We start from the raw sequence: 7,664 nt of genomic DNA, 5'->3' as shown, positions 1-7,664 counted from the left end.
TCGCAGATATACAGGGAATGACTTTGAAAATGGTTATCCAGCAGATTACGAAATTATCGCTATTAGACTGGTAGGATACCACTTATTCTCTACTGACGAGGATAAGCAAGACGGCGTAAAAAGTGAGCGATTAGGTTCACATAACGTGACATATGCCACAGATGAAGAACAATATCCAAAGCACTTGTTAAAAGGGCTTAGAAAGCGACTGAGAACACTATGCGATCCAGAGGAATAACAAGACTCATTAAAAAATTCGGTATTGATGTCACAGTTTATCGAAAAGAAAAAAGTTCTGGACCATATAACCGTGGTAAGTATAAAAAAGAATCTTCACTCAAAGGTATTGTTGATGAGACTTTGCAAGGCGGAGATGTCGGTATGTCTTACCAAAAAGTTACTGATGACATTAACGCTGTCTTGTATTGCTTTCCTACTGATATTCGTAAAGGCGACGTGATTGTAGCGAAAAATAAGTATTACAACGTTAAAAAGGCAGCTAATCCGATGAGTGCCGATGATCATCTTGAGGTAGCACTGGAAGAAACGGAGATTAAACCTGATGAGTTGGCGGTATGAATCTAAAATCGAACAGGCTATCAAAAAGATGCAGGCGGCTGAAAGAATAGCCGTTAAACGTGGTTCCGAGTATGTCAAAGGGAATGCCGTTACTTATTCAAGAAAACGAAGTGGGGATACAGCTAGGGGATTTGAAACCAAAGTCGCTATGGAAGGGAACATTCCTAAAGGTGTTATCTATAACAACAAGGATAATGCAATTTACGAAGAATTTGGTACAGGTATTTATGCTGAAAAAGGCGGCAGAAAAACGCCTTGGGTTTACAAGGATAAGCGTACAGGAAAGTTTTATCGAACTCGAGGGAAAAAGGGCACGAAAGCATTTCGTAACGCTGGCGAGAATCATAAGTCCGAAACAGCGCGCATTATGATATCCGCTATGAAAGGCGGGATGAAATGACAGATTTAATTGAATATGTGGACAAGTTCCTTAAGGATATTTTTGAACCTTACGAAGCTGATGTCTATTATCAAGAAGCTGACAAGGAAGTTATAAAACTACCTTATGTTGTTTACGATAGTCAATCCGATGCTATATCAAGAGTAAGAGAAGATTTTGTATTTACTGTTCATATTTGGGGACATGAAGCAGATATTCTCATTCAAGATGAAGCATCTCAGAAGATAAAAGATTATATCAAAGACGGAACCTTGAAAACCCAATGCGCACCGATGACAATTGCGGTAGATTTCATAGGACGTTCTGATGTTCCAGTGGAAGATCAGCAGATTCGAGTGAAAGAGGTTCGTTTTAGAGTTAGATATTATGACATGTAAGAAAGGTGGAGTTGCATATGGCAGCACCAAGACCAAATCCTTATGCCCTTGTATTGGGTGAGGGAGCAATTATTATGAACTTCGGTATTAAAGGGAAAGAAGTACCATTAGGAGCGTTAAAAGGCGGCGGTTCATTCACTTATGAACCAGAGTTTAAAGCTGTAGAGTATAACGGTTCAAAAGGTGACACAAAAGGCTTTAAACGTATTATTTCATCTAAGACACAGATGAAAACAGGTGGATTACTTGAATTTTTTGATCCAAAAAAAGTGGTTAATTTCTTTCCTGGTGCAGAAGTATCAGAAGTGAAAAAGACTGTGGATGGTAAAGAAAAAACATACTCAGTTATTACTTCACGCGAAAAAGTAACAATGGATTCTTATTTAGAAAACATCGCCTTTGTTGGTGAAACAGCAGATGGGCGAGATGTAATCATCATTGTCCTTAACGCTTTAAATGACAGTTCAATCGAAGCGGCGTTTGAAGGTGGAGAGGAAATGGCGCCAGAAGCAACATTTACTGGCCATCGTGATCCTTGTGATTTGGATAAAGCGCCGTTCGAAATTTGGATTGAAGGCGGCGGAAAAGAGTTCGTTTGTGATTTACCACCGGAAGCGGCAGCGAAAGTTAACGCATTAGAAAAGAAATAGATAGGGGTTTCCCTTTCTATTTTCTTACAAAAGGAGACAGATAACATGGCTATTCAAGTAGATACAGAAATTAGAACTATGCGTAAATTAGGCTTTTCAGATACATTTGCTTTTTCTCGTATTCTTAAGAAGATGGAAATTAAAGATGAAGTCACTTCATTTTTCCGTAAAGGAATGGAAGTATCACAAAAAGCACAAGCATTAATCGACAAACATGGCGCGGATAATATTCCGGAAGATCAAGAAAAAGAAGTCGTAACAGAGCAAATTAGTCTCGGTACTGAATTTTTCTATACAGTTCTAGTGAATTTAGGTGAAGCTGAAACAGAGTTTTACAAGTGGTTAGGCGATTTATACGGAGTAAATCCAGGTGAAGTAAAACAATATGCGGATTTACAGAATGTTATTGAAGATATTAAAGAAAACGAAGGGTTACCGGGTTTTTTGAATGGGCTCAAAGCTGTGATGAAATTAATGAGATAGACTTCATCGACACTTTAGCCTCAAGGTATAACGATATGTCCTATATCTCATCTTTATCAATCCACGAGGTTTTCTCTCTTTATTACAAGGCCAAGGAAAAACAAATGGAAGAAAGACGTTTTCAAACTTGGTTACACCACATTCCTATTATGGCTCTCAATGGAAAGATGATTCCATATGAAGAAGCTTTCTCCATAAGCTCTCAAAAACAACAACGTCGTATGACAGAAGAAGACAAGGATAGAATCCTCAAGCGTGCGGCGGATATATCAAATAGATTTAAAGAAATGCGTGGTGATTAACGCATATGGAAGTATTTAAAATGTTTGGCTCAGTCTTTCTTCGAGATGAGAAAGCGCGGAAAGGTTTAAAAGATTTAGATTCTCATGCAGCTAAGACCTCAAAAGGCATGGGAGACAAGTTCGGCAGTTTAGGTGGTGTGTTCGGCAAGTTAGGTGTCTCCATCAGTGGTACTGTTGCATCTATGGTAGCTATGACTGGTGCGGTAGTAGGTGTTGGAGCGGCGATTGCGGGTGCAGTTAGCGTTGGAATGGACTACACTAAGCAAATGTCTAAAGTAGAAGCACTTTCGGGGTCTACAGGTTTACAAATGGCAGAACTCGGCGCTAATGCTCGGAAACTGGGAGCTGAAACGAGATGGTCAGCAACGAATGTTGCCGAAGCATATGAATATATGGCGTTGGCTGGTTGGGATTCTAACCAAATGATTGCAGCAAGTAAACCGTTGTTGGACCTTGCAACAGCGGGAGCTTTAGATTTAGCGAAAGCATCTGACATTGTTACTGATACAATGACACCTTTCGGTATGGCTGCTGAAGAAGCTGGACGTGCGGCCGATGTATTCGCTGTGGCACAGTCAAGCGCCAACCTTAATGTTGAGCAATTAGGAGAAACAATGAAATATGCGGCGCCTCAAGCTGCAACATTTGGTATGGATTTAGAGCAAACTTCAGCAATTGCAATGATTTTCGCTAACTCTGGTATAAAAGCTAGTATGGCAGGTACGGCATTACGAGCAGGTCTTTCGCGTCTAGCCGCACCACCAAAGGCAGCGGCAAAGGCGTTAGACGAAATGGGTGTATCTGTTAAAAACGCAGATGGAACACTACGTCCGATGAGAGATATCATCGCTGATATGGCGCCTAAATTCAATAATATGGCGAACGCACAACAAATCGCAGCAGCAAAGGCTATTTTTGGTGAAGAAGCTTATGCCGGATGGGTACAAGTATTAAAAGGTGGGGTCGATCAATTCGACGACTTCACTGAAAAGTTATATACATCAGAAGGTGCAGCGTCTGTTATGGCTGATGTTATGGCGAACAACTTATCTGGTGCAGTAGATGGAGTAAAATCACGAGCGGAAAACCTTGGCTTAGTTATTTTTTCACATTTAGAACCTGCGTTGGTTGGTGCTACAAATGGTACAAATAGTTTGATTAAGTCATTTACAGATTTTCTTGATCCTTCTGGTAGAGCGGTTGAAGCTGCTAAATTAATGCAATCAGAGGAACAGAAGTTGGCTCAAACAAAAGCTATTTTACAAAATAAAGTTGCTCAAGGGAAAATGAGTCAAGAAGAAATGAACGCCGAGTATGCTAAAGCACAAGAGCAAATGCAAAAGAATCTTACTGTAGAAGGTATGATGGCTCAAAAGAAAGAGGAGCTTAAATCAAAAGTTGAAGAAGGTAAGATAAGCCAAGAACAAGCTAATAAAATTCTTGAACAATCAGAAGTTGAATATCAAAAACTTGCTAATGGCATTGAACAAACAAAAAGTCGTCAAGAAGCATTTAACGCAGCATTAGCGCCCTTACGGGAAGGTGTTCAATGGATTTCTGAAGTTACAGAGGCAATTGGCTTAATGTGGCAAGCGGCGCAAGGAGATCAAACAGCAAATGTAGAAGGCTCAAACCTTCTTACTAAATTAGGGTTTTCACCAGAAGCTGTTATATGGGTACGCGAAACGGTAGCGGAAGTTCAAAACGGAATTGCTCTCATACAATCTTTAGTATCTGGAGACTGGGGAGCAGCGACTAATATTATGGATAAATTAGGGATGTCTCCAGAGAAGAAAACGGAAATTATATCTTTTGCCCAAGATGTTCACGCTGAAATAAGTAACTTCATAACAAATGTACAATCATTAATCTCAGCAGCATCACCTGTGATTATGGGTATTATTGGTGCCACATGGGACTTTATAAAAGGGATTTTTGAGACGATAGCCCCTTATTTAATGCCTCTTCTAACTGATGTCCTCAATTTTGTGAATGGAATCATAGAACAGATAGCTTCATTTTGGAAAGAAAATGGAGAACAGATTGTACAAGCTGTTCAAAACGCATTTTCTATTATCCAATCTATTATTTCTGTTGTAATGCCAGTGATAACCGCGATTGTAAAATCCGCTTGGGATGCCATTAAGGATATTATCCAAGGCGGCGTCAATATCATTATGGGGATTATCAAATTTTTTGCCTCATTACTGACAGGTGATTTTCGCGGAATGTGGGATGCAGCTAAACAAATCTTTAGCGGAGCGATCCAGTTTATCTGGGGGCTGATCAATCTATCATTTGTGACCAAAATCCTTGGTGCAGCTAAGAGTTTAGCAGTTTCGTTCGGTAGTGCGATAAGAGGTATGTGGACAACAGTTGTTAATTACTTCAAAGAATTTATTGAGCATCCCGTTTCTTTAGTAGTACGTATGGCTACTGATATCGGATCAGCTGCATTAAAAATAACAAAAAAATTAGTTGACCCAATTAAAAATGCATGGGATGGCATCAAAGGTTGGTTAAAAACAATCAAAGATGGTGTTGTGAATATGTTCAAGGGTATTCACATTCCTGTTCCTAAAGTAAGTGTTAATGGGTCGTTAAATCCGATGAACTGGGTTAGTGAAGGGTTACCGTCGTTCAGTATTAAATGGGCAGCGCAAGGCGCGCTTGTTAAACCTGGTATGCCAACCGTAATCGGTGTCGGCGACGCGAAAGGATACGACGAGGCAGTTCTACCTTTGAGAGATAGTACACTTGGACGTATTGGACAAGAAATTGCTCAAACGATGCCACAAACGACTTATAAACAATCTTATGATAGACCAATCGAACTGGTTGTTAATCTTGACAAGCGAGAAATTGCTAGAGAAATCTATACCGATGTACAAAAATTTAGTCAACAACAAGAAGATATACGTAATGCGTTTTAGGCAGGTGATAGAATGACATGTGATTTAAGTTTCTTTAGTTTTAATGGAAAAAGACATGATAAAGTAATTCCATTGCAGGGAGTTAAGCGCCCTGCATGGGCTCCTTTGGAGCGAACATTCCTCGAAGTCCCTCATTATCCCGGAGGTCGTTTAATACGAACTCAGACCAAAATGCGAAAGGTGCTAGTACCCGTCGACCTACTCTATGATTCTTTAGAAGAAGCTGAGAAGTTAAAGGAAGAAATAGCTGATTGGCTCATTACCGACCAACCCCAAGAACTAATCTTCGACGATGAAAAAGACCGCACTTACCTCGCGGTCATTGATGAATCGTTTGACCTCGACCAACTAATGAACCTCGGCGAAGGAACCCTCACTTTTGTCTGTTCAATGCCCTACAAATTGGGGAGGGCACAGACTCACGAGTTCGAACGAACCTGGACAACAGAAATAACGTCACGCTTCAAGAACAAAGGTAGCGTAGAAGCGCCGGCATTAATTAAAGTTGATATAGAAAATCCAAGCACTTTTTTAGACGTTTGGTATGGTTCGTATCCCAATGATCGTAATTATTTTCGAATTGGTTATCCCCTCACTGTAGAAGAAAAAACAGTACAAGAACGCGAACGCGTTATGTGGGATGAATTGTCTACTACAGTAGGCTGGACTCCTGTAAGCCAGTTTGATGATATGAAGGGGACAGGCTCTTTCAAAGTACGGGATGGTTACGCGCTTTATTGTGAAGATTACGGACAAGAACGAGGATTCCACGGTGCCATCGCCAAGAAGAATATTCCTGTTGGACCGTTGCAAGACTTTGAAATGGAAGCATGGGTACGCTTGAAATCAACGAATATCGGACAAATGGGGCGTGTGGAAGTGCTTCTTTTGGATGAAGCGAGTAATATTGTTGCACGCATCAATATGAATGATCTGTACTGGGATGCTGAAATGACAAAAGCATATATGCGAATCGGAAATGCTGGAACGCCTAATAGTGTTCGAAAATTAGTCGATACAAGTGGCGCTCACCCGAACACTTTTAATCAATTTTATGGGCGTTTGAGAGTCGCTAGACGAGGGAATCAGTGGTCTGTATATGTTGCTAGATTCCGAGACGGAACAGAAATCGACGATGCTTCATTAGTGGAACGCTGGATTGATGAGAGTGGAAATCCAATGACAAATCGTAAAGTAGCTCAAGTCATGATCGCGATCATGGCATGGGATATAAATGATCCAGTTTCAGTGATGTCTATTGACGACTTAAAGATTTGGAAAGTGAATAAAGTACCAGAAAACACAAAGCCGTACATTTTCGATAAAGGAGATAAAGTGGTTATCGATACTGAAAACAGTTTGGTGACGATAAACGGTGAGGACGCAGTGGGTATCAAAGACATTTTCAGTGATTTTCCAGTCGTAGTACGTGGTGATAACCGAATCGACATCATGCCAGGCGATGTTGGAAAAGCCACTATCAGCTTTAGGGAGCGATATAGATAATGAAAATGAACGGAATTTTACATGTCGTAGACTTTAAAACAGAACAAATTGTTGCAGCTATTCAACCAAAAGATTATTGGGACGATATGCGGCACTGGGAACTCAAAAATAATATAGATACGTTACAATTCACTACATTTGATGGAACAGATCAAGCGGTAACTTTCCAACAACAAAATTTAATATTGAAGCAAGTTCGAGACGGTCGCATTGTTCCATACGTGATTTCGAATGAAGTGGAAAAGGACTCGAAAGACAGGTCTGTTACTGTGCATGCAGCCGGCGCATGGGTCTTGTTAGCGAAGGCTGGAATTATTAGACCACAACGAATTGAATCGAAAACACTTAATGAATTTGTCGATATGGCATTAGCAGGAACAAAGTGGAAACGCGGCAAAACGGAATACGCAGGCTTCCACACGATGACCATCGAC

The 7,664-nt window shown here is 40.4% G+C and carries 10 protein-coding genes; all 10 read left to right on the top strand.

Annotated elements, in window-relative coordinates; translation table 11 throughout:
* Positions 1-238: head-tail connector protein (locus MR058_RS22410; protein ID WP_242145896.1), on the top strand; the 238-nt coding region annotated here is incomplete at its 5' end.
* Complete coding sequence (locus MR058_RS22405) at positions 220-579, top strand: hypothetical protein (protein WP_012095400.1); 360 nt, start codon at positions 220-222, stop codon at positions 577-579. The genes MR058_RS22410 and MR058_RS22405, both read left to right, overlap by 19 nt.
* Positions 563-979 (top strand): hypothetical protein, encoded by a 417-nt coding sequence (locus MR058_RS22400; protein WP_012095399.1) that lies wholly within the window; start codon positions 563-565, stop codon positions 977-979. The genes MR058_RS22405 and MR058_RS22400 overlap by 17 nt, the downstream gene beginning before the upstream one ends.
* Entirely contained in the window at positions 976-1,356 is a 381-nt protein-coding gene (locus MR058_RS22395; RefSeq protein WP_048723923.1) for a hypothetical protein, read from the top strand. Before MR058_RS22400 ends, MR058_RS22395 begins: the two co-directional genes overlap by 4 nt.
* Before the next feature lie 17 nt (positions 1,357-1,373).
* A complete protein-coding gene (locus tag MR058_RS22390) occupies positions 1,374-2,006 on the top strand; it encodes a hypothetical protein (RefSeq protein ID WP_048723925.1) in 633 nt (210 codons plus the stop codon).
* A gap of 45 nt (positions 2,007-2,051) precedes the next feature.
* Positions 2,052-2,489, top strand: coding sequence for a hypothetical protein (locus MR058_RS22385; RefSeq protein ID WP_012095396.1), 438 nt, complete (start codon positions 2,052-2,054; stop codon positions 2,487-2,489).
* A 104-nt stretch (positions 2,490-2,593) separates the two neighbouring features.
* Positions 2,594-2,791: a hypothetical protein gene (locus MR058_RS22380; protein WP_235436463.1), complete on the top strand. Its 198-nt coding sequence runs from the start codon at positions 2,594-2,596 to the stop codon at positions 2,789-2,791.
* Between the two features lie 5 nt (positions 2,792-2,796).
* Positions 2,797-5,724 (top strand): phage tail tape measure protein, encoded by a 2,928-nt coding sequence (locus tag MR058_RS22375; RefSeq protein ID WP_094396545.1) that lies wholly within the window; start codon positions 2,797-2,799, stop codon positions 5,722-5,724.
* Between the two features lie 12 nt (positions 5,725-5,736).
* The gene (locus tag MR058_RS22370; protein WP_242145895.1) at positions 5,737-7,230 is read left to right on the top strand and encodes a distal tail protein Dit; all 1,494 of its coding nucleotides are present in this window, start codon (positions 5,737-5,739) and stop codon (positions 7,228-7,230) included.
* Positions 7,230-7,664, top strand: a 435-nt coding sequence (locus tag MR058_RS22365) for a phage tail spike protein (protein WP_277926677.1), incomplete at its 3' end; no start/stop codon positions are given. The genes MR058_RS22370 and MR058_RS22365, both read left to right, overlap by 1 nt.

Origin of the sequence: Bacillus cereus group sp. BfR-BA-01430, from assembly GCF_022663115.1 — a bacterium.
Lineage (GTDB): Bacteria > Bacillota > Bacilli > Bacillales > Bacillaceae_G > Bacillus_A > Bacillus_A cereus_BD.
This window is presented reverse-complemented; position numbering and strand designations above follow the sequence as displayed.